This is a genomic window from Collimonas sp. (genome assembly GCF_039923675.1).
Lineage (GTDB): Bacteria > Pseudomonadota > Gammaproteobacteria > Burkholderiales > Burkholderiaceae_D > Collimonas.
In genome coordinates this window covers 12556-39332 of the sequence record NZ_JBDTCG010000004.1, presented here as the reverse complement: position 1 = coordinate 39332, position 26777 = coordinate 12556, and the positions used below count along the sequence as shown (strand labels likewise).

The 26777-nt window shown below is 59.2% G+C and carries 22 protein-coding genes; 12 read left to right on the top strand and 10 right to left on the bottom strand.

The genetic code is table 11. The features are described from left to right. Window positions 1-10 precede the first annotated feature (10 nt). The 4 genes from ABI171_RS00535 to ABI171_RS00520 all read right to left on the bottom strand — a co-directional run bounded on the left by ABI171_RS00535 (window position 11) and on the right by ABI171_RS00520 (window position 3675). Complete coding sequence (locus ABI171_RS00535; protein ID WP_348090672.1) at window positions 11-547, bottom strand: methylated-DNA--[protein]-cysteine S-methyltransferase; 537 nt, start codon at window positions 545-547, stop codon at window positions 11-13. Window positions 548-700: 153 nt separating this feature from the next. Further along, on the bottom strand, window positions 701-2062 hold the full coding sequence (locus tag ABI171_RS00530; protein WP_348090671.1) for a HipA domain-containing protein: 1362 nt from the start codon (window positions 2060-2062) through the stop codon (window positions 701-703). Next, window positions 2037-2348, bottom strand: coding sequence for a helix-turn-helix domain-containing protein (locus ABI171_RS00525; protein ID WP_348090670.1), 312 nt, complete (start codon window positions 2346-2348; stop codon window positions 2037-2039). Before ABI171_RS00525 ends, ABI171_RS00530 begins: the two co-directional genes overlap by 26 nt. Before the next feature lie 295 nt (window positions 2349-2643). Then, window positions 2644-3675, bottom strand: coding sequence for a Glu/Leu/Phe/Val dehydrogenase (locus ABI171_RS00520; RefSeq protein WP_348090669.1), 1032 nt, complete (start codon window positions 3673-3675; stop codon window positions 2644-2646). A gap of 500 nt (window positions 3676-4175) precedes the next feature. Here ABI171_RS00520 and ABI171_RS00515 point away from each other — a divergent pair, with 500 nt between their 5' ends. Next, window positions 4176-4439 (top strand): type II toxin-antitoxin system HigB family toxin, encoded by a 264-nt coding sequence (locus ABI171_RS00515; protein WP_348090668.1) that lies wholly within the window; start codon window positions 4176-4178, stop codon window positions 4437-4439. After that, complete coding sequence (locus ABI171_RS00510) at window positions 4436-4861, top strand: helix-turn-helix domain-containing protein (protein ID WP_348090667.1); 426 nt, start codon at window positions 4436-4438, stop codon at window positions 4859-4861. The genes ABI171_RS00515 and ABI171_RS00510 overlap by 4 nt, the downstream gene beginning before the upstream one ends. A gap of 7 nt (window positions 4862-4868) precedes the next feature. On the opposite strand, the gene ABI171_RS00505 is transcribed toward ABI171_RS00510, so the two are convergent. The 4 genes from ABI171_RS00505 to ABI171_RS00490 form a co-directional block, all read right to left on the bottom strand. Then, window positions 4869-6128, bottom strand: a complete 1260-nt coding sequence (locus ABI171_RS00505; RefSeq protein ID WP_348090666.1) for a DEAD/DEAH box helicase — start codon at window positions 6126-6128, stop codon at window positions 4869-4871. A 119-nt stretch (window positions 6129-6247) separates the two neighbouring features. Next, a complete protein-coding gene (locus tag ABI171_RS00500) occupies window positions 6248-8719 on the bottom strand; it encodes a DEAD/DEAH box helicase (RefSeq protein ID WP_348090665.1) in 2472 nt (823 codons plus the stop codon). Continuing rightward, entirely contained in the window at window positions 8716-9483 is a 768-nt protein-coding gene (locus ABI171_RS00495) for a fumarylacetoacetate hydrolase family protein (protein ID WP_348090664.1), read from the bottom strand. Before ABI171_RS00495 ends, ABI171_RS00500 begins: the two co-directional genes overlap by 4 nt. Window positions 9484-9486: 3 nt before the next feature. Continuing rightward, window positions 9487-10239, bottom strand: a complete 753-nt coding sequence (locus ABI171_RS00490) for a GNAT family N-acetyltransferase (protein ID WP_348090663.1) — start codon at window positions 10237-10239, stop codon at window positions 9487-9489. 219 nt (window positions 10240-10458) lie between these two features. Here ABI171_RS00490 and ABI171_RS00485 point away from each other — a divergent pair, with 219 nt between their 5' ends. From ABI171_RS00485 to ABI171_RS00455, 7 genes are all read left to right on the top strand, one after another. Then, window positions 10459-12609 (top strand): S9 family peptidase, encoded by a 2151-nt coding sequence (locus tag ABI171_RS00485; protein ID WP_348090662.1) that lies wholly within the window; start codon window positions 10459-10461, stop codon window positions 12607-12609. A gap of 154 nt (window positions 12610-12763) precedes the next feature. Continuing rightward, window positions 12764-14965: a prolyl oligopeptidase family serine peptidase gene (locus ABI171_RS00480; protein WP_348090661.1), complete on the top strand. Its 2202-nt coding sequence runs from the start codon at window positions 12764-12766 to the stop codon at window positions 14963-14965. 26 nt (window positions 14966-14991) lie between these two features. Beyond that, a complete protein-coding gene (locus tag ABI171_RS00475) occupies window positions 14992-16419 on the top strand; it encodes a DUF3404 domain-containing protein (RefSeq protein ID WP_348090660.1) in 1428 nt (475 codons plus the stop codon). After that, window positions 16412-17074, top strand: a complete 663-nt coding sequence (locus tag ABI171_RS00470) for a response regulator transcription factor (protein ID WP_348090659.1) — start codon at window positions 16412-16414, stop codon at window positions 17072-17074. The genes ABI171_RS00475 and ABI171_RS00470 overlap by 8 nt, the downstream gene beginning before the upstream one ends. Further along, entirely contained in the window at window positions 17071-17922 is an 852-nt protein-coding gene (locus ABI171_RS00465) for a DUF2861 family protein (RefSeq protein WP_348090658.1), read from the top strand. Before ABI171_RS00470 ends, ABI171_RS00465 begins: the two co-directional genes overlap by 4 nt. Window positions 17923-18018: 96 nt before the next feature. Further along, the gene (locus ABI171_RS00460; protein WP_348090657.1) at window positions 18019-20385 is read left to right on the top strand and encodes a glycoside hydrolase; all 2367 of its coding nucleotides are present in this window, start codon (window positions 18019-18021) and stop codon (window positions 20383-20385) included. Window positions 20386-20444: 59 nt separating this feature from the next. Beyond that, entirely contained in the window at window positions 20445-20801 is a 357-nt protein-coding gene (locus ABI171_RS00455; RefSeq protein ID WP_348090656.1) for a hypothetical protein, read from the top strand. A 13-nt stretch (window positions 20802-20814) separates the two neighbouring features. Here ABI171_RS00455 and ABI171_RS00450 read toward each other — a convergent pair whose 3' ends face one another. Both ABI171_RS00450 and ABI171_RS00445 read right to left on the bottom strand, forming a co-directional pair. Further along, entirely contained in the window at window positions 20815-21837 is a 1023-nt protein-coding gene (locus tag ABI171_RS00450) for an alpha/beta hydrolase (protein ID WP_348090655.1), read from the bottom strand. A 31-nt stretch (window positions 21838-21868) separates the two neighbouring features. Then, the gene (locus ABI171_RS00445) at window positions 21869-22915 is read right to left on the bottom strand and encodes an AraC family transcriptional regulator (protein WP_348090654.1); all 1047 of its coding nucleotides are present in this window, start codon (window positions 22913-22915) and stop codon (window positions 21869-21871) included. Window positions 22916-23133: 218 nt separating this feature from the next. On the opposite strand from ABI171_RS00445, the gene ABI171_RS00440 reads away from it, so the two are divergent. The 3 genes from ABI171_RS00440 to ABI171_RS00430 all read left to right on the top strand — a co-directional run bounded on the left by ABI171_RS00440 (window position 23134) and on the right by ABI171_RS00430 (window position 26747). Further along, window positions 23134-24546 carry an NAD(P)-binding domain-containing protein gene (locus ABI171_RS00440; protein WP_348090653.1) on the top strand — a complete coding sequence of 471 codons (1413 nt, stop codon included), beginning with the start codon at window positions 23134-23136 and terminating at the stop codon, window positions 24544-24546. Beyond that, entirely contained in the window at window positions 24543-25391 is an 849-nt protein-coding gene (locus ABI171_RS00435) for an SDR family oxidoreductase (protein WP_348090652.1), read from the top strand. The genes ABI171_RS00440 and ABI171_RS00435 overlap by 4 nt, the downstream gene beginning before the upstream one ends. A gap of 120 nt (window positions 25392-25511) precedes the next feature. Next, window positions 25512-26747, top strand: coding sequence for an MFS transporter (locus ABI171_RS00430; protein WP_348090651.1), 1236 nt, complete (start codon window positions 25512-25514; stop codon window positions 26745-26747). Window positions 26748-26777 lie beyond the last annotated feature (30 nt).

The following is a 26777-nucleotide window of genomic DNA, read 5'->3' as shown; positions in this document are numbered from 1 at the left end:
TTAGACCCGGCTAGAAGCCAGGCAGACGCAAGGTTTCCGGATCGCCCGCTTCGGCCCGTTCGTGGCCCAGCAGCCAGGCCTTGCGCTCCAGGCCGCCGGCAAAGCCGGTCAGCTTGCCGTCGGCGCCCACCACCCGGTGGCAAGGCACGATGATGGCGATCGGATTGGTGGCGTTGGCGCTGCCTACCGCACGGGCGCCATTTTGCTCGCCCATCTGCAGCGCCAGTTTGCCGTAGGTGGTCATCCGGGCGGGTGGAATCTTACGTAAAGCCGACCACACGCGTTGCTGGAACCCGGTGCCGTTGGTGGCGACGGCGACGTCTTTCAACGCATCGAGTTCGCCGTTGAAGTAACGCTGCAGGGCCGGTTCGGCGCTGGATGGCGAAGCGGCGTCGCTCAGGGTGTAGTGGCCGTAATGCGTGCCCAGCAAGGTACGCATGCGAGCTTCATAGTCGTCGAAATCCAGCGCGCGTACGCGATCCTGGCTGTCGGTCACCAACAGGATGATGCCGATGGGCGAGGCGATCCGGTGCAGAAATAGATTCATGTCGATACTCTCGTCTTTATGGCAATGCTTAGCTGATGGCCACAGTTTACAGAAACATCGGAGTTCATGCACCCTGAGTCTTGCGGTTGAATTCAACGTATGCCGGAGTTTTCCAGGCTTGTAAAACTGAGATTTTTCATCGTGCAGAGAAGCCTAGAATATACTTGGATCAATCCCCGTGATTTTCTCTGCAATCTCGATATGTCGGAGGGACATGACTTGAACGACATGGCATACGCTCTTTACGACCTCCATGTCGGCACCTTCACGTATCACTTCCTGCGCCGTTCGCTCTCGAAACTCATCCATGCGCAGGATGAGTTTTTTCATCTCTTTCGCCACCAGCTGTGGCCGTAAATTGCAGCTTGCTGCGAAGTTCGCCCACTCGTAGGCGGAGAGTTCTCTTGCCGTGAAGGCATCTCCAATGGCCATCGCAAATGCATTTTCAACATGCGGATTGTTGTATGCCAGGATACTGACCAGGTCGTATGCCGGCGTCGCGACGAAACCGTAAGGCTCGCAGAAAAATGAGATGTTTTTCGCATGCGCATCCGTGTTCCCGATGAGTACCTGGAAAATGGTCCATCGCAACATGAGAAGTCGTTGTGCGGCAGGATTTGCGCTGCTTTTTAAAAATTCGAAGATTTTCGGCAGCGATGCGCCGTCTCGAATGTTTTTAACATCGAGAGAGTCTCCATATGGCCTTTCATACTTGAGGCCCACCGAGATGCCAAGTGCTTGGCAGCCATCAATGATGTGTAGCCGTTGCACGCGTTTTCCGTCCGGAACGCGATCAAACCGGTCGACTTCCAGCACCGGTTCCGGAACGTGTACCAGGCGCGCGTTGGCGACAGGCAAACCCACATTCCGTGCAAGCCGCATGCAGTAGAATTCATTGCTGGGCAGGCCGGCGAAGGCACGATTAACGGGCTCCGGCTTCAAGATGACGGTAGAGGCCAATTTGCCGCTTTCAACCAGAAACCATTCGTCATTTTCTTTATAGACCGCGATTTTGTCTTGAAACCCTGCTATGGACAGGCGGACCTTGCCATCCCAGACTGAAAATGGTTCATATGGCCGAGACCTGATACGTTCAGACATCTCCGGCCGTGTCAGCGGGCGCAGGTCATTCTTTGTTTCGTCAGAAGGAATCTGCGTGTCGCCGCTTGCTTGCTCTGGGTCATCCAGTTGAACACGCAGGGCGCCGGCCGTTTCTTTGCCTAGCGCAAGCATGAGTCCGACCAGATTGGCTTTCGAGAGTTTATTGGCTGTTGCTGCGTCGTCGAGCGCTTGTCCCTCCGGTAGCAGGTTTTCAAAGAATTGCCGAACGGCCGCACTGTGGACTTCTGCCGTTTGTCCGGCTTCAGGCTCCAAGGGAATAAATGGACTGAGCGGATAAGCGTTGTGTCGAGAAATCCAGTTTTTGGAATAGCTAAAGGCGAATTGATTGGATGCCGGATTGTGGGTTAACCATCCCGCAATTTGGTCATCAAGAAATATTCCAAGCCGATTCATTAGCTTTCGCCTTTAAAGTATTGAGCATCATCGCCATGTCCTGCTTCTTTACAGCGATGAGACTTATTCCCAAAGCTTCCGTGATTTTGAGAACAACCCCCAGCCCCACCGTGGGTTTGCCGGCCTCGAGGTCGGAGAGCGTTTGTTTGGCCACCCCGATTGTCATGGCCGCTTCTTCGATAGTCATATTCGCTCCTGTACGACAGGCACGAACGGCAGCCCCAAGCACTTCAGCATTGCTGAGAACGGGGAGCGAAGGAAAAGGGGTTTTTATAACTCGCTTCATAATTAATCCTATTTTGTTAGGATTATAGGAGGTGAAACATCAATGAACAATTAAAAACCTACTTTGGTAGGTTTTATGGGATTTATTAGTGATTTTTATTTATAAATCCTACTGCAAAAGGATTTATAGGATTATTTAACAAGGTTACTTATAAAATCCTTCTATGACAGGATTTTATATCTCATGCACGCACACTTTTGATCTTGGAAACGAAAACGCCCGCTTATGGCAAGCGGGCGCTTTGTAAGGCAGCGCCTTGATAGCTGGATGAAGAGTTAAACCATTAAATCTTCTGTTAGCGTTTGAAACGCGCTTCCGCCAGCTTGTCCGCCACCACGCTGGTCGGCAAACCTTCCGAGTCGGCGCGTTTGAAGATCTCAGCCAGCGTCACGCCGATTTCGCGCACATGCGCTTCGACGTCGGCTTCCGGTTTGTCGTAGTACTCGTAGCAGACCTTGATGATGCCGCCGGCGTTGATCACGAAGTCCGGCACATACAGGATTTCCTTGCGGCGCAGCAGTTCGCCGATGTCGGCGGTAGCCAGCTGGTTGTTGGCGGCGCCGGCGACGATCTTGGCTTTCAGGCGCGTCAGGGTCGCCGGATTGAGCGTGGCGCCCAGTGCGCATGGCGCGTAGATGTCAGCTTGTGCGTCATAGATGGCGTCGGTCTCGACCACTTCTGCGCCAAACTCGGCGCGTGCGCGTTCCAGCGCAGCCTGGTCGATATCGGTCACGATCAGCTTGGCGCCGGCTTCATGCAGGCGGCGTGCGTAGTCGTAGCCAACGTTACCCAGTCCTTGCACCGCAACGGTCAACCCTTGCAGCGAATCGCGTCCCAGGTAGTGCTTGACCGCGGCTTGCGCGCCGACGAAGCAGCCGAGCGCAGTGAATGGCGAAGGATCGCCGCTGGCGCCCAGGCCTGCGACATATTTGGTCTTGGTGGCGATATGCGCCATGTCCGCCGGGCTGGTGCCGACGTCTTCCGCAGTGATATAACGGCCGCCCAGACGTTCCAGGGCTTCGCCCATGGCTTCGAACAAGGCCGGTGTCTTTGCTGTTTTAGGGTTGCCGATGATGACGCTTTTGCCGCCGCCGATAGGCAGGCCGGCAACCGCGTTCTTGTATGTCATGCCGCGCGACAGGCGCAGTACATCGTTGACGGCGACAGCTTCGCTGGCGTAGTCCCACATGCGGCAACCGCCCATGGCCGGGCCGAGGTTGGTGTTGTGGACTGCGATGATGCCTCTGAGGCCGGATTTTTCTTCGGAAACGAAGACCACTTGTTCGTGGTTGTCGAAATTCAGTTCATTGAAAATGAAAGTACTCATGCTTTTGGCTCCGTACGGATAGCATTCGCGCGTCCGGGTAGGGCGGGCTATGGTTTTCCGGTGTTCTAGGGTTAATTCCAATTCGCAGTAGAAGCGATAATGTGTTGCTTCGCCTAGTCGTGCTAAAGCACTGTCGTCGGCTTTGCGCCTTGTTCTCACTTCGACTGTAAATCGGAAAGGTAGTAATTCCAGTGCTTGACGGCAGGTTGGCGCCGTCAAACGTGTAAGGCCGTGATTGTGTCACGCAGGCGTGAGTGTAATTTATCGTAATGTGAAACTCAAATGAGTTCGTTCGTGGAAGCTAAGATAGTACGCAAAATATTGCATAAATTATATTTATGTTGTCTAAACAGTGCAGTATGTGCTGACAAGTGCGAATCACGGTACCAGGAACTTTATTAACACACTCCGATCGCCTCATATTGCAAATTATAGCAATATGCTATAATTTGAACTCTTCATGCATATTATCTCCAGGATGATCGATTGACATCTTTTGCATGAAGCCGCCGTCGGCAAAACAGTCCCTGCTGGCGTGGTACCGGTTGATCAGCACATCCAGTTTTGCGAGCTTCGCCGACATCAAGAAGTCGTTCAATTCTGCCGATTATGTCGTTCCGCATACGATATTTGACGCCGGCGGCAACAATTTCCGGATGATTACTGCAATTCATTACAACCGGCAAAAGCTGTATATCCGGGAAATATTCACCCATGCCGAATATGACCGCTGGAACAAGAATTACAGGAGCAGGAAATCGTGAACATAGCTGCAATCGATACCGCGACCGTCGCACCGGCCTGGAAAGCATTCCAGGCATCGTTGCCGGTGAAAATCGGCGTCATCCGCGACGACGGCCAATACGATCAGGTGATCGGCTTCATGAACGGTTTGCTGGATGTGGTGGCCGACAACGAAGAGCATGAACTTGCCGATTTCCTCGATCTCGTAGGCCAGCTGGTCAGCGATTATGAAAATACTCGTTACGTCACTCCAGGCGCCGCGCCACATGCAGTGCTGCGCTTCATCATGGAACAGCACGGTTTGAAGCAGACCGACCTGGCCGAAGACATCGGCGGGCAGTCGGTGGTCAGCGACATCCTTAATGGGAAACGTGTGATCAACGCGCGGCAAGCCAAAGCGCTGGCTTTGCGGTTTGGGGTATCGCCAGCCGCATTCCTGTGATGTCAGATTAATCGTTCTTATCGGGCGCCGCCGCTTCACGCAGCTTGTCTTTCTTACTCTTGCGCTTTCCCTTGATGCCGCCGTTGGCGGTATCTGTCACCGATGAAACGGTGGTCGGCGCTACGACGTCGACCGGTTCAAAACCAGCAATCTGTTCACGCTCGCATTTCAAATGATGGCGCTTTTCGATCAGCCGGAAATGCGCTTCGGTATCGGCGCTGACGAAGCTGATGGCAATGCCGCTCTTGCCGGCGCGGCCGGTGCGGCCGATGCGGTGTGTGTAATCCACAGCCGAGCGCGGCAGATCGTAATTCAGCACCACCGGTAATTGCGCAATGTCGATGCCGCGCGCGGCGACGTCGGTGGCGACCAGCACCTGCAACTTGCTGGCCTTGAAATCGGCCAGCACTTCATCACGCGCGCCCTGGCTGAACTCGCCATGGAAGGCGGCGGCCTTGATGCCGGCCCGGTGCAGCTTGTCTGCAATATGCTCGGCTGAGTACTTGGTGGCGACAAACACCAGCACCCGGCCCCATGTGTTTTCTTTCAGCAGATGCCGCAACAGTTGCGCGCGGCGGCCGGCGTCGACCATGATCGCTCGCTGCTCGATATCCGGCTGGTTTTGCGCCAGCGCCGGCACGGCGATGCGGGTTGGCTGATGCAGCATCTTGGTGGCAAGCGCATGCACTGCAGTCGGAAAAGTCGCGGAGAAAAACAGGCTTTGGCGACGCGTCGGCAGGAGCGCCAGGATGCGCGTGATCTCATCGGTGAAACCCATATCCAGCAAACGGTCTGCCTCGTCCAGCACCAGCGATGCTACTGAAGACAAGCTGAGGGCGTTGTGTTCGATCAGATCGAGCAAGCGGCCCGGGGTCGCCACCACCAGGTCGGCGCCGCCGCGCAGATCCATCATTTGCGGATTGATCGAGACGCCGCCAAACAAGGCCGCGATTTTCAGGGATTGCGGACAGGCTTGCGCCAGCACGCGGATGGACTCTGCGGTTTGCTGCGCCAGTTCGCGGGTCGGCACCAGGATCAATACGCGCAGCTTGCGCGGTTTTTCGGCAGGCGCTTCCTGCAAGAACTGCAGCAGCGGCAACGCAAACGCGGCAGTTTTACCGGAACCGGTCTGCGCCGCGGCCAGGACATCGCCGCCGCGCAGGATTTCCGGAATAGCCGCCAGCTGGACCGGGGTAGGCGTCTGGTAGCCGCGGGCGCTGATAGCTTGCAGGAGAGCGGGAGACAGACCCAGTGATGAAAATGACATGATGAAGGGCCTTAAGATGAGGCTTAATACGTGTTTGAAGTGAAAAGCGCGCCGGTTTCCGGTCTGGCAGCCATCTTACCATTCGCGCCGGCAAGTAATCCGATCAGAGTTGTTCAGATTCAGCGCAAAGGCGCCAGCAACAGCTGCAAATCCTCGCTGCTGAACTTGGTCGCCAGCGCCGCATCGCTGCCTAGCACCCCTTCGGCGAGGGCGCTCTTGCGCGCTTGCAGGTCGACGATTCGTTCTTCGATGCTGCCTTCTACCACTATCTTGTAGACAAACACTGTCTGGTCCTGGCCGATCCGGTGGGCGCGCGCCGTGGCCTGTTCCTGTACCGCCGGATTCCACCACGGGTCCATGTGGATCACGGTATCGGCGGCGGTCAGGTTGAGGCCGACGCCGCCGGCTTTGAGGCTGATCAGCAGCAGCGGCACGCTCTTGCTCTGGAACTGCGCCACCAGTGCGCCGCGCTGTGACGGCGGCGTCTTGCCGGTCAGCGCCAGCCAGGGTAGTTGCAGATTGTCGAGTTCGATGGCGATCAGGTCCAGCATTTCAGTGAACTGGGAAAACACGAGGATACGGCGGCCTTCTGCCACCAGCGCCGGCAGCATGTCACGCAGCAGTTCCAGCTTGGCGCGCTCCATGTCCGGTGCATGCTGCATGTTTTTCAGCAGGAACGGGTCGCAGCATACCTGCCGTAATTTGAGCAAGGCGTCGAGAATCGTGATCTGTCCGCCGGCAAAACCTTTGCGCTTGAGGACGCCGCGGATCTGTTCGTCGGCGGCGACGCGCACGCTTTCGTAGAGGTCGCGCTGTTGTCCTTGCAGTTGCACGCGCTTGAAGGTTTCGCTTAGCGGCGGCAGTTCGCTGGCGACTTCATCCTTGCGCCGGCGCAGGATGAACGGCCGCACCCGTTGCGCCAGCAGCTGTGCGCGCAAGGTCTGGCCGCCGAATTCGATCGGCTTGCGCCACAGGCGAGTAAAGCTGCGCATGTCGCCGAGGAAGCCGGGCATCAGGAAATCGAACTGGGTCCATAGCTCGCCCAAGTGATTTTCCAATGGGGTGCCGGTGATGCACAGGCGGTGCCGCGCACGCAATCGCCTCACCGCGCCGGCGCTGCGGGCGGTGGCGTTCTTGACGGTTTGCGCTTCGTCCAGGATCAGCATGTGGAAGGCTTGCGCTTCCAGTGCCGAGCGGTCGCGCCATAGCAGCGGGTAGGTGGTGAGCACCAGATCGTATTCCGCCATGCGCGAAAAATCGCGATGGCGTTCCGGGCCTTGCAGGGCCAGCACGCGCAGGCCGGGCGCCATGCGCTTGGCTTCGGCTTGCCAGTTGAATATCAGCGAAGTCGGCAGTACCGCCAGCGCCGGCAGGTCGAGGCGGCCGGCTTGTTTCTCTATCAGAAGATGGGCCAGCGCCTGCGCGGTTTTTCCGAGGCCCATGTCATCGGCCAGGATGCCGGCCAGATGATGTTCGCGCAGGTATTGCAGCCAGGCGACGCCATGCAGCTGATAGGGGCGCAGGGTGACGCCAAGTCCGGCAGGCGCCACCACCGGTTGCGGCGTTCCCGCGCCTTGCAAGCGCTTGGCCAAGACCCGTAAGCCGGCATCGCCTTGCAGCTGCCAGCTGCCGTGGATGCCAGCGCGTGCGGGCTGCGATTCCAGCAGGCTCAGGCGCATACTCTCAAGCCGATAGGCATCCCAGGACGAGAGTGGCAGCGGACCTTCCTTGCGCAACGGATCGCTCAGCAATTCCAGCATGCTGCCGACGATCGCCTTGAGCGGCGCGGCCAGCGCATCGATCCGTTTGCCGCCGGGAGCCCGCAACATGATCAGGTCGTGGTCGTCAATCAGGGCGAGCTTCCTGGCGTCCAGCCAGCGGCCGTCACGTTGCAGCAGATGCGCCAGCAGCGGCACCAGGTCGATCATTTCGCCATCGATTTCGATGCCCAGGCTCAGCAGCCAGGAACCCTCGCCGGCAGGCAAGCCCAGGGGAGTGATGGCCTGCTCGCGGCCACGCATGCGGGCCGCGACTTCCTTGCTCAGTATTTCGCCGGTATCGGGGCTGACCGTCAGGTGCCAGGCGTCGACCGCCACGCTCTCGTGCGCAAAGCCGGGAAGCACCACGATGGACCAGCCCTTGGCTTGCAGACCGGGTAATTGTTCGGCCCAGAAATCACCGAAAAAATCTTCTTGCACCAGCGTCCACAAGGAGGCGAGATTCTTGGCGGCGTCCTGCTCCGCGCTGTCGGTGCGCCATTGCATGGTGTCGATGGGCAGCGGATGCAGGCCCAGCTCCCACACCAGATCCAGGGCGTCGGCTTCGGCGCCGAGATCGCGCACCAGCAGGCGCTGGCCTTTGCTGTTTTCAACCACCTGCGACGAAGCCGGGCGGCGGTTCAGCAAGGTGGTCGGCGCTGCGGTTTCCCAATGGAAGCCGTCGTCGGTGACATAGGTCCAGGTAATTTTCGCTACCGTTACGTTGGGGCCGCGCGGTCCGAACGGACCTGACGGACGCATGCCCAGCAAGCCGTCGCCGCGGCTCAGGGTTTGCAATGTCAGGCGCGGGCGGAAACGGCCGGCAGCATTCATCTCGGCGTAAACGCTACGTTCAGCTGGCCCAGTGCGCCATAGTGAATAACGATGTCTTGCGCCGGCGGCAAATCGAAGCTGCCGGCATACGAGCCGGTGATCACTGCCTGCCCGGCTTGCAGGCCCTGGCCGGTGCTGCGCAGGAATTCGGCCAGCCAGTAAAGCGGTGCGCGTGGATGCGCTGCGGGATGGCGGCCTTGCAACTGGATGACTTTCCCGTTGCCGGCGTCGATGCTGATCGCCAGTTCGCTGGCAGAACGCGCACGCTCCATATCCACTTGCGGGCCGAGGTAGAGTCCCTGGTTGAGCAAACCGTCAGCCAGGTTTTCGATAAAGCCGGCTGCGTCAGGTTCAGTGTAGCGGCTGTCTATCAGTTCGAGGGCCAGATGCGTGCCGGCGATAGCGGCGTCGACCTCTGCGGCACCATAGGGCTCTGCACGCGCAGGTAAATCACGGCCGAGGATAAACGCCAGCTCGGGCTCGACCTTTACCTGGCCGTTGCGAGTCCAGGCGGCGCATGGATTCTTGTCGTAAATAGTGCTGGCGTAGATGGGAGCCACCACCGGCTGTCCATCGACCGGCAAGCCGCATTTCCAGGCGCCGATGCGGTCGCCGGCATGTCCGGTGACCAGCGCCTGGATCGCCAGCGCGGCTTCAGCATCCTGCGGCCGCAGATGCAGCGGCAGGCGCGGACCTTGTTCGCCGGCTTTACGGCGCGCAGCCAGGATCGCGGCAGCCAGGGATTGCGGGGTTTGAGCTTGCATCGTTTATGAACGTATCCAGTAATGATAGTGATAAAACGTATTAAACCCCAGCTTGCGATACAGAGCAGTAGCCGCCAGGTTGGTTGCCGTTACCTGGAGATAAGCCGAGTTTGCGCCTTGCGTTTTTCCCCAGCCGAGCAAACCGTTCACCAGCCGGGTCGCCGCGCCGCGCTGCCGCGCTTCGGGCGCGACCACGATATCGAACAGGCCGACCATGCCATTCTCCGCCACTGCCAGGCCATAGGCGACCGGCCGGCCCTGATCCATCAGCGTGGCGAATGCAGCCGGCATGGTGATCGCCGCGAGCATGCGCTCATGGGCCGCCTGCGCCGCCAGCGGTACGCGATTGGCTTGCGTAAAACCGTTGCTCCACTCGGGCGTTGCCGTTGGCTGTATCAGCACATCATGCGCGGGCCGATCGGCAGCTGCCAACGGCATCGTCATGAGCAGCGTCGGGTCGACCATGCGATAGCCGGCCTGCTCCAGCGCTTCGGTGGCGCCGGCGGTGGCCAGCGGCGTGATGCGGAAGATCGGCGGTAAACCGTGGCGGGCGTAGAAATCCTCCACTAGCCGCAGCATTTCAGCGAAATCCGCAGTCGGATGCAAGGGATTGGCAGAGTTGGCGCGCTTGGTGTAGCCCTCGGAGAGACGCAACAACCAGCCGCCGCACAGCGCCGACTGTTGCGCCGGCCACGCATTCAGGGCGCGTTCTTCCAGTGAACGGACAAGATCTAAATCTGGCGATGGCGTAGTCATCTGGCTGGCTGCTGAAAGTGGAGGAAAACCATTCTACCCGCCTCGGGCAATCCGGCCAATCTGATCGGCGCAGCGGATATCTGCTGCCGTGCGCATTGTCTTTTCGGCAGATTGCAGGTAACTTAGCAACATGCAACAGAGTTGCATGTTAAGGATGGCGCGAAATCCGCGCTTGTCCTGAACCACATTCATGCCTATCCATACAAGGATCTGTACTATATGTTCTTTCTTCGGCAACGCGCTCTTACCTTGGGCGTATTTATCCTGGCTCTCATGACCACCACTTCCACTCTCGCAGCATCCCCTCCGGTCCCGCCGGTCGCCGCCAAACACGCCTGGCAGGAAAGCCGTCATGGCGAAATCGTCACCGACGATTATCACTGGCTGCGTGAAAAGAGCAATTTCAAGGTAATCGCCTACCTGAAGGCGGAGAATGCGTATACGCAGGCCATGACCAAGAACCTGGCGCCACTCTCGAAGACGCTGTACAACGAAATGAAGGGCCGGATGAAGGAAACCGATCTGTCGGTGCCGACCCGCCGCGGCAATTACTATTACTACAGCCGCACCGAAGCCGGCCAGCAGTATCCGATAATCTGCCGCAGGCTGGCCAAGGCCGATGCCGATTTCGCCTACGACGAAAGCGCCACGGAAGAAGTGCTGCTGGATGAAAACCAGCTGGCCAAAGGCAAGGAATTCTTTCAGGTCGAAAGTTTTGCCGTCAGCCCCGACGACCGTTACCTGGCTTATTCCACCGACACCACCGGCTATCGCCAATACCAATTGCATGTCAAAGATCTGAGCGACGGCAAATTGCTGGGCGATACCGTGGAGCGCGTCACCAGCCTGGCTTGGGCCGCCGACAGCCAGACCTTGTTCTTGACGCAGGAAGACGCCACCACCAAACGCTCCGACCTGTTGTTGCGCATGACGCTGGGCAGCAAGCCGGCCGAGGTCTATCGCGAGAAGGTCGAGCAATTCAATATCGGCGTCGGCAACAGCAGCGACCGCAAGTTCATCGAACTCCAGGCGGAAAGCACCGACACCACTGAAGTCAGCCTGCTGCCGGCCGATCAGCCGCTGGGCGAATTTCATTCGGTGCTGGGACGCGAAAGCGGGCACCGCTATCATGTCGATCATCGCGATGGCCAGCTGTTCATCCTGACCAACAAGGACGCCAAGAATTTCCGCCTGGTGACGGCGCCGCTGGCGACGCCAGAGCCGGCGCACTGGAAAGAACTGATCGCGCATGATCCGAAGGTGTTGCTGGAATCGTTTGAACTGTTCAAGGATTTCATGGTGGTCAGCGAGAAATCCGATGCGCAGGAACGTTCGCGCATCTATAACTTTGCCGACCATAGCTGGAAGACGGTACAGTTCGACGAAGCGGTATACACCTCGCACGCAGGTGGCACGCCGGAATTTACTTCGCGCCAGTATCGTTTGATGTACCAGTCGCCGGTGACGCCGCCGACGGTGTTCGATGTCGATATGGCGAGTGGCAAGCGCACCCAGCTGAAGCAGCAGGAAGTGCCAGGCTACGATCCTGCTCTGTATGAAACCAAACGTCTGTGGGCGACCGCGCGCGACGGCGTCAAGGTGCCGCTGTGGACCGTCTCCAAAAAGGGTATCAAGCTGGACGGCTCGGCGCCCTTGCTGCTGTACGCCTACGGGTCCTACGGTATCCCGGCCGAAGCGACGTTTTCGAACAGCCGCGTCAGCCTGCTCGACCGTGGCGCGGTGTTTGCCGAAGCGCATATCCGCGGCGGCAACGACATGGGCGAGCACTGGCATGACGACGGCATGCTGATGCACAAGAAGAATACCTTCAACGATTTCATCGATAGCGCGGAATACCTGGTCAAGCAGGGCTGGACCCGCCCGCAGCACCTGATCATCGAAGGCGGCAGCGCCGGCGGCTTGTTGATGGGTGCGGTCACCAACATGCGCCCCGACCTGTTCCATGCGGTGCATGCCGCGGTGCCGTTTGTCGACGTGATGAATTCCATGATGGACGCCAGCCTGCCGCTGACTACCGGCGAGTATCTGGAGTGGGGCAATCCCAACGAGAAGGCCGCCTACGACTACATGCGCAGCTACTCGCCCTACGACAATATCGAAGCCAAGGCCTATCCGGCGATGCTGGTCACCACCGGCCTCAACGATAGCCAGGTGATGTACTGGGAACCAGCCAAATACACCGCAAAATTACGGGCGATGAAAACCGATCACAACACCCTGCTGCTGAAAGTGAACATGGGCGCCGGCCACGGCGGCGCCTCGGGCCGTTATGACGCCATCAAGGAAAGATCATTCGAGATGGCGTGGATGTTGTCGCAATGGGGCATGACCCCGGCCGGCAAGAACTGATTTTATAGGACTTACGCAAAACGGCCCCAGCGGCGTTACTCCTTCTAGCCGTACCCCGTACTGTCTTCGTCGTGCCTTGCTGGGACAGTTTTGCGTAAGTCCTGTTGTATACAAAACGATCATCCATGATTAACCAACCAATGCAGGATCATTCATGTCTCTGTTGAACAAACCATTCAGATTGCCTCTGATTTCAGCTACCGCATCATGTGTTGTCGTGGCCGCCGGCTTCGTCTTTCCAGCATCCGCCTATGCCGTCACCGCAGCTCCGGTGCAGGAAGTGACCGATGTCATCGATGGCGTCACGGTCAAAGACCCTTACCGCTACTTTGAAAACGTCAAGGATCCGAAGGTGCAATCCTGGCTCAAGGAGCAGGGCGCAACAGCACGCAAGGAACTGGACCGCATCGACCTGCGCGATACGCTGGAAAAACGCATCGCCGAAATCTCGGCAGCTACCGGCGACGACATCCGCGCCGTGACGCGGATGCCGGGCGATCATATCTACTATCTCAAGCGCGTCCGCGGCGGCAAGCAATTCAAACTGGTGACGCGCGACGGCCTGGCAGGAGCGGAAAGAGTGCTGGTCGATCCGGAGCGCGAAGCCGAGCGCACCGGCGTGCCGCATGCCATCAATTACTTCGTGCCGTCCTGGGATAGCAAGCATGTCGCCTACGGCGTTTCTGCCGGCGGTTCGGAAGACGCTTCGCTGTACATCCTCGATACCCAGACCGGGAAAAACGTCGGCGAGCCGATCCCGCGCGTGCACGAAGCCCTGCTTGGCTGGCTGCCGGACAGCAAATCGCTGACCTACAACCAGCTCAAGGTGCTGAAGGCGGGCGAGCCCGATTCCGAGACTTATCTCGACAGCAAGGTCATGTGGCTCAAGGTCGGCGCTGCGGAAGCGCAAGCCAAGGCGATGTTCGGTCCGACCGTCACCACCGATCTCGGCTTGGCCCGTCTCGATGTCGGCGCCATCATCTTCAGTCCCGGCAGCCGCTGGATGGTGGCGCGCACCACCGACACCACCTTGCCGGAAGGGTATCTGTTCGTGGCCGATGTCGCCGACCTGGACAAGCCAACCGTAGCGTGGAAAAAAATCTCCAGCTTCGACGACAAGATCACCGATGCCGAGTTGAAAGGCAACGATCTCTACCTGCTGACGCATGCCGGTGCGCCGCGCAACAAGGTGTTGAAACTGGATTTGCGCCATCCCGAATTGAAACTGGCGCGTGAAGTTGCGGCAGCGCCCAAGGATGCGGTGCTGGAAAAATTCTCGCTGACGCGCGATGCGTTGATGGCGGAAGTGCGCGAAGGCACGTCGATCGTGCTGCGCCGTTATGCCGCGGGCGATACCAAGGGCCAAGCGATCCCGGCGCCGTTCAAGGGCGCGGCCAGCTTGCAGAACGATCCGGCGCATGCCTACAGCGATGTGTTGTACTCCCTGAACGGCTGGACCGAATTGCCGCGTACCTTGCTGTTGAAGGGCAAGGTCTCCAGCGATCCCGGTCTGCGCGTAAATCCGACCATGCCTAGCCTGCCAGACGTGGAAGTGGTCGACGTCAAGGTGCCGAGCTACGACGGCGCCATGGTGCCGATGACCTTGTTGTACAAGAAGGGCCTCAAGCGCGACGGCAGCAATCCGACCCTGCTGGACGGCTATGCCGCTTATGGTTTCTCGCAAACCGCCTACTTCTCGCCGGCCGGCATGGCCTGGCTTGAGCGTGGCGGCGTGCTGGCCTACGCCAATGTGCGCGGCAGCGGCGTCTATGGCGACGACTGGTACCGGGCCGGCTTCAAGGGCACCAAGTCGAACACCTGGAAAGACGGCGTGGCTTGCGCCAAGTACCTGATCGCCGAAGGCTACGCCACACCCAAGACACTGGGTGTGATGGGCACCAGCGCCGGCGGCATCTTTGTCGGCCGCACCGTGACTACCGCGCCGGAGCTGTTTGCGGCCGCCATTTTCAATGTCGGTATCATGGACACCGTGCGGGCCGAAGACAGCGCCAACGGCATCACCAATATCTCCGAATTCGGCAGCGCCAGGAATCCGGCGGAATTCCCGGCCTTGCTGGAAATGAGCACTTACCATAATATCAAGGACAAGACCGCTTATCCTGCTGTCATGCTGGTGCACGGCATGAACGATCCGCGCGTCGACGTCTGGCACAGCGCGAAGACCGCAGCGCGTTTGCAGGCCGCCACCGACAGCGGCAAGCCGATCCTGTTGCGGCTGGACATGCAAGCCGGCCACGGCATCGGCAGCACCGCAACCCAGCGTTATGCGCTGTCTGCAGACATCTATAGTTTCCTGTTGTGGCAAATGGGAAAGGCAAAACAGAACGATAGCTGAATCCGGCTGTCGGCAATGGAGGAATCTTGACAAGCGGAGATATTGAACGGGGCATCTCCTCCATCGGGCGCTGCAAGCATTATGTATTTTTTTTGCTGGCGGCGCTCGTCACCTCTCTCGGCCATGCTTCCTCCGAGCAGGCCATGGAGCGCTTTACCGCCTCTCTCGACCATACACCTCCGAGTGCGCAGCTGGCTCTGCTTGACTTGCAGCAGCTGAATGAGGCGTTGATCCGGCCTGCCTCGCTCTATCCCGCCTTTGGCAGCATTTCCTTGCCGGTCTTGTCTGATATTTACCGTTTTCGCCGGCAATGCAACGGGACGCTGGAAGGCGTTCCAGTAGCGACGCGTGAATTCGAGCAAGCGCTGTGCGACAAAACCAGCCTGCCTGAAACATGGTTCGCGTCCCATCCGATGCATCCGCTGGGCGGCAGCTACGCCTGGCATTACCTGGCGCACCATCCGGAATCGTCGGCGGCTTTGCAGCGCTATCTGCATGTGCGAGAACGTCCCGATGCCTTTGCCGGGATCGGTCGTTTGTCTGACGATAACCTGGACGCTATCGTCCACGGTCAGCGCTGGCTGCTGCAACGTAGTGTGCTGTGGTGGGAACACGATCAGGTCTGGCGGCGCTACGAGCCGGATATCTGGCAACCGCTGGCGCGCCGGGCGGACCTGCAACTCCTGCCGGAGGGCCAGCGTTGCGATATGGCGTTGGGAAATATTTGTGCGAACAGCGTTTCCGGACTCGACAAATGGTGGCGCTGGGCTTTGGCCGCAGTAGTGGCTATCCTATTTTTTGTACTCGGCAATACATGGTGGCAGCGCCGCCGGCGGCGCCTGCGCCAGCAATTCATCTTGCAGATGCTGACGCATGAACTGCGCACGCCGATCACCAACCTGGGCAATATCGTGGAAGCTTTCCGCCATGATTTCGATGCCCTGCCAGACAGCGCGCAATCCGGTTTCGGCCACTTGGCAGACGGCGTGCAGCGCATGCGCCAGCTGGCTGACGCCAGTCGGCACTATCTCAATGCCGATGGCGAGCATGCGGCGCTGGAGCCGCCCACCATGGTGGTGCTGAGCGAATGGCTGGACGCGATCGCCGAGCGTCATCCGGGCATGCAATTTTGCCTGGAACAGGATCGGCAGATAGCATTGCCGCTGTACTGGGTCGATCTATGCCTGGATAATCTGTTGAATAATGCCTATTGTTACGGCGCCGCGCCGGTACACCTGAGCGCCGGCTGGAACAAAGGCCGGCTGCGACTGACGGTGACCGATGCCGGCGTGTTGCCGGAGTATCGCCTGTCGGGCATGCGGCGCTCGGATCTGTCCGGTCCTGGCATGGGTCTGGGCCTGGCCATTGTGCGCCGCGTGATGAAGCGCCTCAAAGGAAAAATTCGCTTGAGCGGACCACCGACCACATTTACTTTGGAGTTTCCGTGTGAGTGACAAAACTAGCGCATCCATTTTACTGATCGAAGATGATCCGGTGTTAGGAATCGGTTTGCAGCAGTTTCTACAGCAAGAGGATTTCGTTTGCATATGGCAGAGCGACACGGCTTCGGTAGTCTCCTGCTGGCATCAGGCCGACCTGGTGATCCTGGACCGTCAGCTGGCCGATGGCGACAGCCTGCGTTTCCTGCCGCAATGGCTGGCGCAAAAGGCGTTGCCGGTGATTGTCCTGACGGCAAGGGTTGAAGTCAGCGACCGCGTCGCCGGCCTGGAAGCAGGCGCCCGCGACTATCTGAGCAAACCGTTCGCCCACGTTGAGTTACTGGCGCGCATCCGCGCCCAGTTGCGGCCGCTGGGCGAAGGCCGGCTGGAGTCAGGTGAATTGCAATTGTTTCCGGCACGGCACGTAGTGCGCTGGCAACAACAGGAAGTCACGTTGACCAGTATGGAATTTTCGCTGCTGGCGATGCTGGTACGCATGGCCGGTCGCGTGTTTACGCGCGACGAACTGCTGAACCAGGTTTGGGGATATCAACACTTTCCTTCCACTCGCACTGTCGATACGCATATTTTGCAACTGCGCCAGAAGCTTCCCGGAATTCCTATTGAAACTGTACGCGGGGTCGGTTATCGATTGGAAAAAACCACATGAAGATGTCATCGAGGAGCGCCCGGCGCGCATCGGCCAGCGCTTTTCTGCTTATGCTTTCCTGTGCCGGTACAGCGCGCGCAGGCTTGCCCGACACGCCATTGGAACCGGTGTATCACGCGCTGTTTAGCGGCAACGCAAGCGCGACGTGGCAGCAGCTTATTGCGCTGTGGCCTCGGCTTGACAGCGATGCGCAACGCCTGGCTTGGCAAGCATCGCTCACTGCGTTGGTCTCGCGGCAATGCGGTAACGATATCCCGGTTGCAGTGCCGTCCTGGCTGGAAAACCCGACCCTGGATTTGATCCAGCGCGATATTCCGCTTAATCGCATCTATCGTATCCAGCTGAACGGCAAAACCAGCAGACGCGATTTGCGGATCTCGCTGGAATTGCCCGACGGCGAAAGGTTGCTGGCAGAGGCGGTGCCGGTGTATGAAGAGAAAGACGAGTTCAGGCTGGAAAGCAAAGAGTTGGGAGAGCCTTTTCCGCCTGGGGTTTACAAGCTGGCCTTCAGTTCCGGCGGTGAGACATGGCGGCAATCATTTGCGCTGCAGGGCAGCGCTGCGCTCAATTGGATCGGACGCGAAGGGGCGGCAATCAAGGTGCGGCTACCTGAGCATGCCATCGCTTGTCCTGCGCCATGGGTGGAGCAAATGCTGTTGCGTCGTCCAGCTTTCTCGATGGTGTGGTGGCACCGCGCTGAGCGGTCGGACAAGCTGCAATGGCCGCAAAGAAGCGACGTCGAATCCTTGTGGAGCGACGTTTCGGTGATACGGGCCGAGGCGCGCGGCGGTTTGACGGTGCGCATGATGCATCGGCTGGGAGGACCGTTGTTGCAGAGCGGGAATTAAATTTTGATGCTGTTTCTTGTATTCTCACATTCCTCTGACAATCAAAACATGTAGGCCGGGAATACTGAGGTCTTTGGCTTACATGATTTGATCTCAATGAAAAATCTCTCGTTTCCTCACCGTTTTCCATTTGGCGCAGCATCGCTGGCCTTGCAATTCGCATGCCGCAAATCCCTGTTATTAACTACCGGCGCACTGTGCATTTTCATGGCGCCGGCTGCCGCTCTGTCGAGCGAGAGCGGGCCAATTTCCATGGTTGCGCCGTTCGGCCGATTCATCATTGATCCGGCAACCCTGGCGGTGTCGATTCACCCGGTTGGCGCTGTAGAGACGCCGCTGGCCGCTGCGGCGTTTTCTGCAGGCAAGGTCAGCAATCAATCAGCGCATCGCTGGAGAATCGATTCCGCTTCGCACCACCTGACGGTTGTCGCCGATATAGACGATGGCGCGCTGCGCCTGTCAATTACGTCAGATCGGCCGGCCACGCTGAACTGGCCGCAGACGGCCGATCCGCTGGCGATTAACGCCTATGCCATGCCGTTCGGTGAAGGCAGCTACGTGCCGGCAGATGACCCGGCTTGGCTGGACTGGCTGCTGCGCCGCTACCAAACCAGCGCCATCAATGAACTGTTGTCCATGCCGTTCTGGACCGAATTGCGCGCCGGTCGGTCGGTCACCTGGATGGTTGAAACACCGTTCAATACGCAATTCGGTATTACGCAACAGAAGGGGCGGCCGGCGCCGGGGCTTTCGCACGATTTCACGCGGCTGGCGCCTGGCGCCGCATATACGGTGCGCTTTGCAGTCGGACCAGATGAGCCGCTGGCAGGCGCGCGGATTTATCGCAACTGGTTGCAGGCCAGCGGCAATTTTCTTTCCATGACGGACAAGATCGCCGCGCAGCCGAACGTCGCCAAGCTAGGCGGTGCGTCGCATATCTATCTGTGGGGAGCCGGCCCCTTGAAAGCTGCCGACGTGCGGCAATGGCGCTCTTTCATTCGTGTGTTTCAACAGCATAAAGACGATCCCGTACACTTGGCGGGGCGATTGTGGCGCAGCTTCGATGTCGAAGCCAAGGAAAATTTCGAGACGGCATTCAAGAGCGCGGCCGGTGCTGGAGGCTACGTCGAACAGCGGTTGCAGACAATATTGATCCGGGCCATCAATCAAGGCCTGCAGCAAGCAGTGGCGCAGACTCCGGTGAAGCCGCTGCCGGGCAAGCATGACCCGGCTGCCGACGCCGTCTGGGCGCAGTCCGTACGCACCGCCATGGTAGCGGCATTTGGCGGCGTGTTGGCGCCGCCTGCGCAGTGGGGCGGCGGCTTGTCAGGCGATACCGTGGCCGCGCTGCGGCAAGCCGGCCTGACACGCGCCTGGCTGGGAGCAGACGACTGGCGCGACGCCTTGTGGCATCCGGAGGCGGTTGCTGCCGCCGAATCGGCGGGTTACCTGGTTGGCGTTTATGACAGTTACGGCAGTGCTCATCCTTCCATGCTAGCCAATACCTGGGCCACCGCGCAGATGGGAGACGAGCTGGCAGCGGCAGGGTACCGCGACAAGCACGGCAAGCTGGCGACCGGCTTCGCCAACCGAGGCGTATATGTCAATGCGCGGGCGGTGGAATCTTATGCAGAAAAGCGGATGACGGCAGTGGCCAAGAGTGCGCGGTTGAACAGCTATTTCCTTGACGTGGATGGCGCCGGGCCGGAATTCGACGACTATACGCCGGGTCGGGAGACCAGCCAACAGCAAGACGCCGAAGCGCGCCAGCGGCGCCTGTCGTATGCCGGCAAGGAACTGGGCCTGGTGACCGGCAGCGAAGGAGCACTGTCCTTGTATGCACCGCAGATCGCGTTTGCCCACGGGCTGCTGACGCCACCGTTTGCATGGATGGCTCCAGCCATGAAAGACAAGGCTTCGCCCTATTATCGTGGCGGCTACTGGCCACCGGAAACGCCCGACATGTATTTCAAGTCGGTGCCGTTGCAGCCAGAAATTTCACGCTACGCCAGATCCCCGCTGTTTCGCCTCCCGCTTTATGAAATTGCACTGCATGACAGTGTTGTCACCAGCCACCACTGGGAATACGGTTCTTTGAAATTTTCAAACGAGCGCGAGGCCACTGCGTTGCTGCAATTGCTGTACATGGCGCCGCCGTTGTATCACCTTAACGACGCGGTGCTGGCGCGTGACCTGCCACTCATTGCGGCCTACGACAAGGTCTTCCGGCCTTTGCATGCGCGCCTGTTTACCCAGTCGATGACGGATTTCCAGGTCCTGTCGCAGGATCGCAAGCTGCAGCGCTCGCGCTTTGGCGATGGCACCACGATTACCGTCAATTTCGATCGCGTTCAGCGAGTCGCAGCCGACGGTAGCCAATTGCCAGCGCAATCGGCGTACATCACGAGTCCGGGCCAGCCGCCGCAGCTGTTTGAGGCCGGCAAGCTGCCTTGGCCACATTGATAACGGTCTAGCGCTGGCCACTCCGACGTAACAACGCCGGGCAGCTGTGCCTGCTCCTCATGACAGTTATCCTGCTGAATGCTTGCGGCAGCAATGAAGACCTGCAAACCAGTCTTCCCCCCACGCCTGTCGACTACAGCAAGTGCAAGGCGCTGGTGATCGGCGGCGTCGCCGGGAGCGTCACGGATCATGGCCGCCTCGCGCCGGACGGCCATGGCCAGGGCGCTCAGACCTTGAGTGAGAAAACCACCTTCATCGCCATTAACAAGCCGGCCAACGCCCAGTTCAGCGCACCGTTCAAGGGTCCTGCCGACATGGATTTCAACGACCTGGCGATCTGGAACCGGGTGGTGAGCAAGGAAGAGGTCGCCGGCCTGTTAAGTTCCATCAAGTCGCTGGCAGCGTTGGATCCTTAGAAGCCTGCGCTGCTCATTGTTTCGCCAGCCACCCCAGCAAAGCCTTGTGGAACGCCTCCGGATCTTCCATTTGCGGCGCATGGCCCATGCCGGTAAATTCGATCAGCGTCGATTGTGGAATCAGCTTGGCGGCTTGCTTGCCTAAGACGTTATATTTGCCGATTTTTGCCTTCACTTCCGGCGGCGCGATATCGCTGCTGATGGCGGTGCTATCCGCATCCCCTATCATCAGCAAGGTCGGCACGCTCAGGTTCTTGAATTCATAGAACACCGGCTGGGTAAAAATCATGTCGTAGATCAGCGCCGAATTCCAAGCCACCAGCTTGTGGCCCGGTCCTTGGTTCAACCCCGCCAGCATGGTCACCCAGCGTTCGTATTCCGGCTTCCACTGGCCGACGTAGTAGGTCTTCGTTTCATAGCTGCGGACATCGTCGGCGTTGAGCTTCAACTCGCGCTGATACCACTGGTCCACCGTGCGATAGGGAACGCCGAGCGCCTTCCAGTCTTCCAGACCGATGGGATTCACCATCACCAGTTGCGCCACCTGCTGCGGATACAACAGCGCATAACGCGTCGCCAGCATGCCGCCGGTGGAGTGGCCGACGATGATTGCCTTGTGGATGCCCAGCTGTTCCAGCAAGGCGTGGGTATTGATGGCAAGCTGCTGGAACGAATACTGATACTGCTCCGGCTTGCTGGAGCTGCAAAAGCCGATCTGGTCCGGCGCCACCACCCGGTAGCCGGCAGTGCTCAAGGTTTTTATCGTTTGCTCCCAGGTCGCACCGCAAAAATTCTTGCCATGCAAGAGCACCGCGGTACGGCCATTGGCCTTGCCGCTGGCCGCAACATCCATATAGCCCATCTGCAATTGCTTGCCTTGCGATTCGAATGCGTAGTGTTTTAACGGATAGGGATAGTCGAAACCCTGCAGCTCCGGACCGTAAACCGGCGCCGCCGGCGCAGTCTCTGCAGCGGAAGCGGACAGTGCGGCGCTCAGCAGCAAAGCGGACAGATAAAAAAACGATGAGTTACGCATGCCGGTTTTCTCCACGAATGAAGCGGCTATGTTACTCCCTGATTTCGGTCGGCGCCACGCCGGTCCAGCGCTTGAAGGCGCGGCGGAAATTGCGGACATCTTTAAAGCCGGTTTCGGCAGCAACGTCAGCCACTGAAAACTTCGAATGCGAGAGCAATTCCAGCGCGCGCGATTTGCGCACCGATTCCAGCAGGCTCTGGTAAGAAAAACCAGCGTCATTCAAGCGCCGCCGTAAAGTCCGTTCGCCGATGTTGAGCGTCGAAGCGATGCTTTGCAGCGTCGGCAAATCCTTCAGGTTGTCGCGTATCGCACGCTCTATGGTGGTCGAAAGATCGATCTTTTCCTGTTCCACCGTAAGATTCTCTTCGATCAGTTTTATGGCCGTCTTGGCTACCAGTGCATCATAGGTCGGCAGCGGATAGTTCATCCAGTTGATGTCGGTGATCAGGCGGTTGCGCGAGCAGCCGAAGCGTACCGGACAGCGGAAAATCGTATCGTAGATGGCGGCATGCGGCGGCGCCTGGTACACCAGTTCTATCGCCGCCGGCGTGAACTGCGGACCGACCAGGTGGCGCACGATATTGATCATGCTGGAAAACGCCTCTTCGATCAGGAACATTTCAATGTCTGGATCGTAGAACTGCGGGTCGGCCTGGATGGCCACCTGCTGGCCTTTCAGCTCCATGGCGATATGGATCAGCGAGCCGGCGCCTTTCTGGTAGCGGATCCCCATCTCGCTGGCCTCGCCCAGAGTGGCGCAGGTCATCATGCCGAAGCCCACCAGCCCCCAGGACACCAGCGTCTGCCGGCTGCCGACCGCCAGCCCCAGCCCGGTATCGCCGATCAGCTTCTGGCCGCGGCGGATCATCATGCTGCCCTGGCGGTAGGAAATCTTGAAATTGGGCTGGTTAAGGTCATCCACGCTGAAGCCGAGGCCGCGGCACAGGGAGGCGCTGTCGTAGCCGCGTTCGTGGGCCACGATAGACAGATAGCGCGGCGTCAGCGGATTGATCGATGCGGTCGAATAGCGCGGGTCGATCCGCTCCGGTTTGGCGGTGGCTTTGGCGGTCGGTTTCATGCTTTCCATTGTGGTCACAAGATCATCGCCTGTCTAGCCCATATGCGTACACCGGACAATATTCTGTCCGTTTAAGACCCTTCCTGCGTCCGTTTCGGCCCTCACTCAGCGCCTTGGAGTTGGATACATTTGAGGCACGCAAAGAATTCAAATAAATCGAATAAATGAATTCGGATAAAAGAGTTACACCGTGTTCGGCGATATCCAGGAGAGAGTCCATGAGTGCTTCATCCGTTTCGAGCAATAACGCAACAGTCTGCATCATCGGCGGCGGTCCCGGCGGCCTGAGCGCCGCTCGTGCCCTCAAGCGGCAAGGGGTCAGCTACGAACAGTTCGAACGTCACAGCGATGTCGGCGGCATCTGGGACATGGACAATCCCGGCAGTCCGATGTACGAATCGGCGCACTTCATTTCATCGCGCGACCAGTCCGGCTACGCCGACTTCCCGATGCCGAAAGACTATCCCGACTATCCGACCAACCGGCAGATCGTCAGCTATGTAAGATCGTTCGCCCGCGCTTTTGGCCTTTACGACAACATCCGCTTCGGCGTCTCGGTGCGCGCCATCGACAAACTAGCGGACGGCCGCTGGCAAGTCACCCTGGAGAACGGTGATCAGCGCCAGGAACAACGCCATTACAGCGCGGTGATCTGCGCCACCGGCTGCAACTGGGATCCCAGCCTGCCGGAAATCAAGGGCCAGTTCAACGGCGAGATCCGCCACTCCGTCACCTACAAGCGCGGTGAGGAATTCAAGGGCAAGCGCGTGATGATCGTCGGCGCCGGCAACTCCGGGGCCGATATTTCCTGCGACGCCGCCACCTACGCCGATAAGGCTTTCATCAGCATGCGGCGCGGCTATCACTTCATTCCCAAGCACCTGTTCGGCGTGCCGTCCGACGAGTTTGCCGAAAAAGGGCCGCAGCTGCCGATGTGGATGGAGCGGCCGGTATTCAGCGGGATCCTCAAGATGATCACCGGCGACCTGACCCGCTTCGGCTTGCCGAAACCGGATCACAAATTGTTTGAAAGCCATCCCCTGATGAACACGCAACTGCTGCACCATCTGCAGCACGGCAATATCGCGGTGCGGCCGGATGTCGAGCGCTACGACGGCGACGAGGTGGTGTTCAAGAATGGCAGCCGCGAACAGCTGGACCTGGTGCTGTACGCCACCGGCTATAAATGGAGCGCGCCCTATGCTGGAAAGTACTTCGAATGGCAGGGCGGACGGCCGCAGATGTATCTGTCGGTGTTCAATCGCATCCACCATAACCTGTTCGGCATCGGCTATATCGAAACCAATTCCAGCGCCTTCAAGTTGTTTGATGCACAAGCCCACCTGATTGCCAGCTACGTGCGTGAACAACATGCCGGCGCCGAACGGGTGCGGGCTTTTGACGAGCTGATCGCTCATGACGATCCCGATCTCTCCGGCGGCATCAAGTTCATCAAGTCGCAGCGCCATACCGTCTACCTGGAAGTGCATGCGCTCAAGCGCTACCTGAAGAAGCTGCACAAACGCATCGGCTGGCCCGCCTTGAAGGATGGCGATTACAAGGCCATGCTCAAACCGCCAGCGCTACAGACGGCGCAACCCGAAAAGAACGCGTTGAAGGAAGCGGCATGAAGCTCGGTCCGGAATTTGCCGGACGGGTAGCCCTGCTGACCGGCGCCGCCGGCGGCATCGGCCGCGAAATCGCCAAGCGCCTGGACGATGCCGGCATCCGGCTGGTGCTGTGCGATCTGAACCAGGCCGGCCTGGATGAACTGGCCGCCAGCCTCAAGCAGACACCGTTGCTGATCGTCGGCGACCTGTGCCAGCGGCCTTTGCTGGAACATATCCGCGCGGCGATCGAAGAAAAATTCGGTCATCTGGATATCCTGCTGAACAACGCCGCCGTGGTGCGTACCGACCGTTTCGACGAATATGCGCTGGACCATATCGAAAGCGATATCCGGATCAACCTGATCACGCCTTTGCTGCTATCGCGCATCATGGTGCCGCTGCTCAAACTGTCGCCCGATCCGCGCATCATCAATACGATTTCGCTGGGCGGCGTCTTGCCGATGCCCGAGAGTCCGTTGTACAGTGCCACCAAGTTCGGTTTGCGCGGCGCGACGTTGTCGATTGCGGTGGATTTTGAAAAGAAGGGGATCAAGGTCGGCGGCATCCTGCCGTCCTCGGTCGATACCGCGCAGCTACGGCATGAAGCACTGACCGGCGGCAGCGCGCTGAACTTCATCGATCCGCCGCAAAGTCCATCGCACGTGGCCGATGAAATGCTGCGCATGCTGCAGGATCCGCGTTACGAGCGTTATCCAAAAATGTCGGACGCCATCCTGGTGCGGCTGGCGATGCTGTTCCCGAACCGGATCGGCAAGATCATCAACTGGTTTGAAAAGAAGGGCCAGGCCGGACGCAAGCGCTATCTGGAAGAGCGCGGCCTGACCAGCCAGGTGGTGCGCTGGTAGCAGCAAGGCAATGACAAGCAACCCGGGAGGCCGAATTCCGCGACAGACGGATGGCCGCCAACGAAGGACGCATGATCCCGCTGTACAAACATAAAACACCCGTCCAAGGGAGATGACAACATGGTTTCAAGCGCAGCGCATGCTTCAGCTACCGCTCCATCCTTGCATTCCGGCGCCGCTGTGTCGGGGGGCGACCTGCCAATGCCGTTGTCGCCTTCTGCACCGGCGCCGCGCGAGATGTTGCGGCTGGCGATCGTCTACGCGGTCGCCATCAACGGCACCATCCTGACCCCGTTCATCGTCTCCAGCCTGATGCTGCGCTTCGGCCTGGATGAAGGCCAGGGCACCATGATGACCGGCTTTGAAATGCTCGGCATGGCGCTTAGCTGCATGCTGCTGCCGCACTGGGTGGCGCGCTACGCTAGCCGCTTCGCCCGCATCGGGGTACTGGGAACCGTGGCGATGCAGGTTGCCAGCGCATTGCTGGCGACGGCGCAAGCGGTCAGCATTGCGCGCGGCATGGCGGGCGTATTCGAAGGCATGCTGTTCATGCTGGTTGCGGCCAGGGTAGCCAAACAGCCTTCGGCGGAACGCATCTGGGGTGTGATCGTGCTGGTCGCCGGGCTGGTCAACGGTGCGCTGCTGATCGGCATTTCCTATTTGCCTGAGCGCTGGTCTGCGCAGTGGCTGTTCCTCGCCCTGGCCGCATTGGTGGTGTGTGCCGCACCCACGTTATTGCAGGCTGGCCGCGCCATCGTCCACGATCATGGCGATCAGCAAAAATCTTCAGATACCGGCTTACCGTGGCTGCGCATAGCCGCGGTCTGGCTGTTCACGATATTGATCTATGGGGTCCAGGCCGGCCAGTGGGCGGTCACGGAACTGGCCGGCCAGCATGCCGGGCTGGCGACCTCGACCATCGGCATCCTGTTGTCGGTCTCCTCATTTCTCGGTTTCCTCGGCTGCATCGCTTCCTCATTGCGCGGCAGCCACCGGCATCGCCGCATGATTATCGTTGCGGCGCAGTTGCTGATGGCGGTGTCGGTGATGTGGTTCTTCTCTGCCCGCACCGGTGCAACTTACTTCAGCAGCCAACTGCTGCTCAATGTCGGTTTTTACGCCTTGACCCCGTTCCTGACCGGCCTGCTGTCCGAGATCGATGCCGACGGTTCGCTGGTCTCGCGCACCGTGGTGGTGACGCTGGTCGGCGTGGCGTTCGGCACCACCGTGGCCGGCTGGCTCCTGACTGTGTTGGGCGCGGAGCACTTCGGCATGGTGCTGGGAACCGCCGTACTGTTCGGGATTCCATTGGTGGCGATCGCCTTTGCATCGGGCAAGCAGACCCGGATTGAATGAAATTTCAGATTTTTTGCTTTGACCTGCGAG

Excerpts from the sequence above, each read along its gene's own strand:
- ABI171_RS00535 (WP_348090672.1), bottom strand. The coding sequence starts at position 547 with ATGAATCTATTTCTGCACCGGATCGCCTCGCCCATCGGCATCATCCTG.
- ABI171_RS00530 (WP_348090671.1), bottom strand. The coding sequence starts at position 2,062 with ATGAATCGGCTTGGAATATTTCTTGATGACCAAATTGCGGGATGGTTA.
- ABI171_RS00525 (WP_348090670.1), bottom strand. The coding sequence starts at position 2,348 with ATGAAGCGAGTTATAAAAACCCCTTTTCCTTCGCTCCCCGTTCTCAGC.
- ABI171_RS00520 (WP_348090669.1), bottom strand. The coding sequence starts at position 3,675 with ATGAGTACTTTCATTTTCAATGAACTGAATTTCGACAACCACGAACAA.
- ABI171_RS00515 (WP_348090668.1), top strand. The coding sequence starts at position 4,176 with ATGAAGCCGCCGTCGGCAAAACAGTCCCTGCTGGCGTGGTACCGGTTG.
- ABI171_RS00505 (WP_348090666.1), bottom strand. The coding sequence starts at position 6,128 with ATGTCATTTTCATCACTGGGTCTGTCTCCCGCTCTCCTGCAAGCTATC.
- ABI171_RS00500 (WP_348090665.1), bottom strand. The coding sequence starts at position 8,719 with ATGAATGCTGCCGGCCGTTTCCGCCCGCGCCTGACATTGCAAACCCTG.
- ABI171_RS00495 (WP_348090664.1), bottom strand. The coding sequence starts at position 9,483 with ATGCAAGCTCAAACCCCGCAATCCCTGGCTGCCGCGATCCTGGCTGCG.
- ABI171_RS00490 (WP_348090663.1), bottom strand. The coding sequence starts at position 10,239 with ATGACTACGCCATCGCCAGATTTAGATCTTGTCCGTTCACTGGAAGAA.
- ABI171_RS00485 (WP_348090662.1), top strand. The coding sequence starts at position 10,459 with ATGTTCTTTCTTCGGCAACGCGCTCTTACCTTGGGCGTATTTATCCTG.
- ABI171_RS00480 (WP_348090661.1), top strand. The coding sequence starts at position 12,764 with ATGTCTCTGTTGAACAAACCATTCAGATTGCCTCTGATTTCAGCTACC.
- ABI171_RS00465 (WP_348090658.1), top strand. The coding sequence starts at position 17,071 with ATGAAGATGTCATCGAGGAGCGCCCGGCGCGCATCGGCCAGCGCTTTT.
- ABI171_RS00460 (WP_348090657.1), top strand. The coding sequence starts at position 18,019 with ATGAAAAATCTCTCGTTTCCTCACCGTTTTCCATTTGGCGCAGCATCG.
- ABI171_RS00455 (WP_348090656.1), top strand. The coding sequence starts at position 20,445 with ATGACAGTTATCCTGCTGAATGCTTGCGGCAGCAATGAAGACCTGCAA.
- ABI171_RS00450 (WP_348090655.1), bottom strand. The coding sequence starts at position 21,837 with ATGCGTAACTCATCGTTTTTTTATCTGTCCGCTTTGCTGCTGAGCGCC.
- ABI171_RS00445 (WP_348090654.1), bottom strand. The coding sequence starts at position 22,915 with ATGAAACCGACCGCCAAAGCCACCGCCAAACCGGAGCGGATCGACCCG.
- ABI171_RS00440 (WP_348090653.1), top strand. The coding sequence starts at position 23,134 with ATGAGTGCTTCATCCGTTTCGAGCAATAACGCAACAGTCTGCATCATC.
- ABI171_RS00435 (WP_348090652.1), top strand. The coding sequence starts at position 24,543 with ATGAAGCTCGGTCCGGAATTTGCCGGACGGGTAGCCCTGCTGACCGGC.
- ABI171_RS00430 (WP_348090651.1), top strand. The coding sequence starts at position 25,512 with ATGGTTTCAAGCGCAGCGCATGCTTCAGCTACCGCTCCATCCTTGCAT.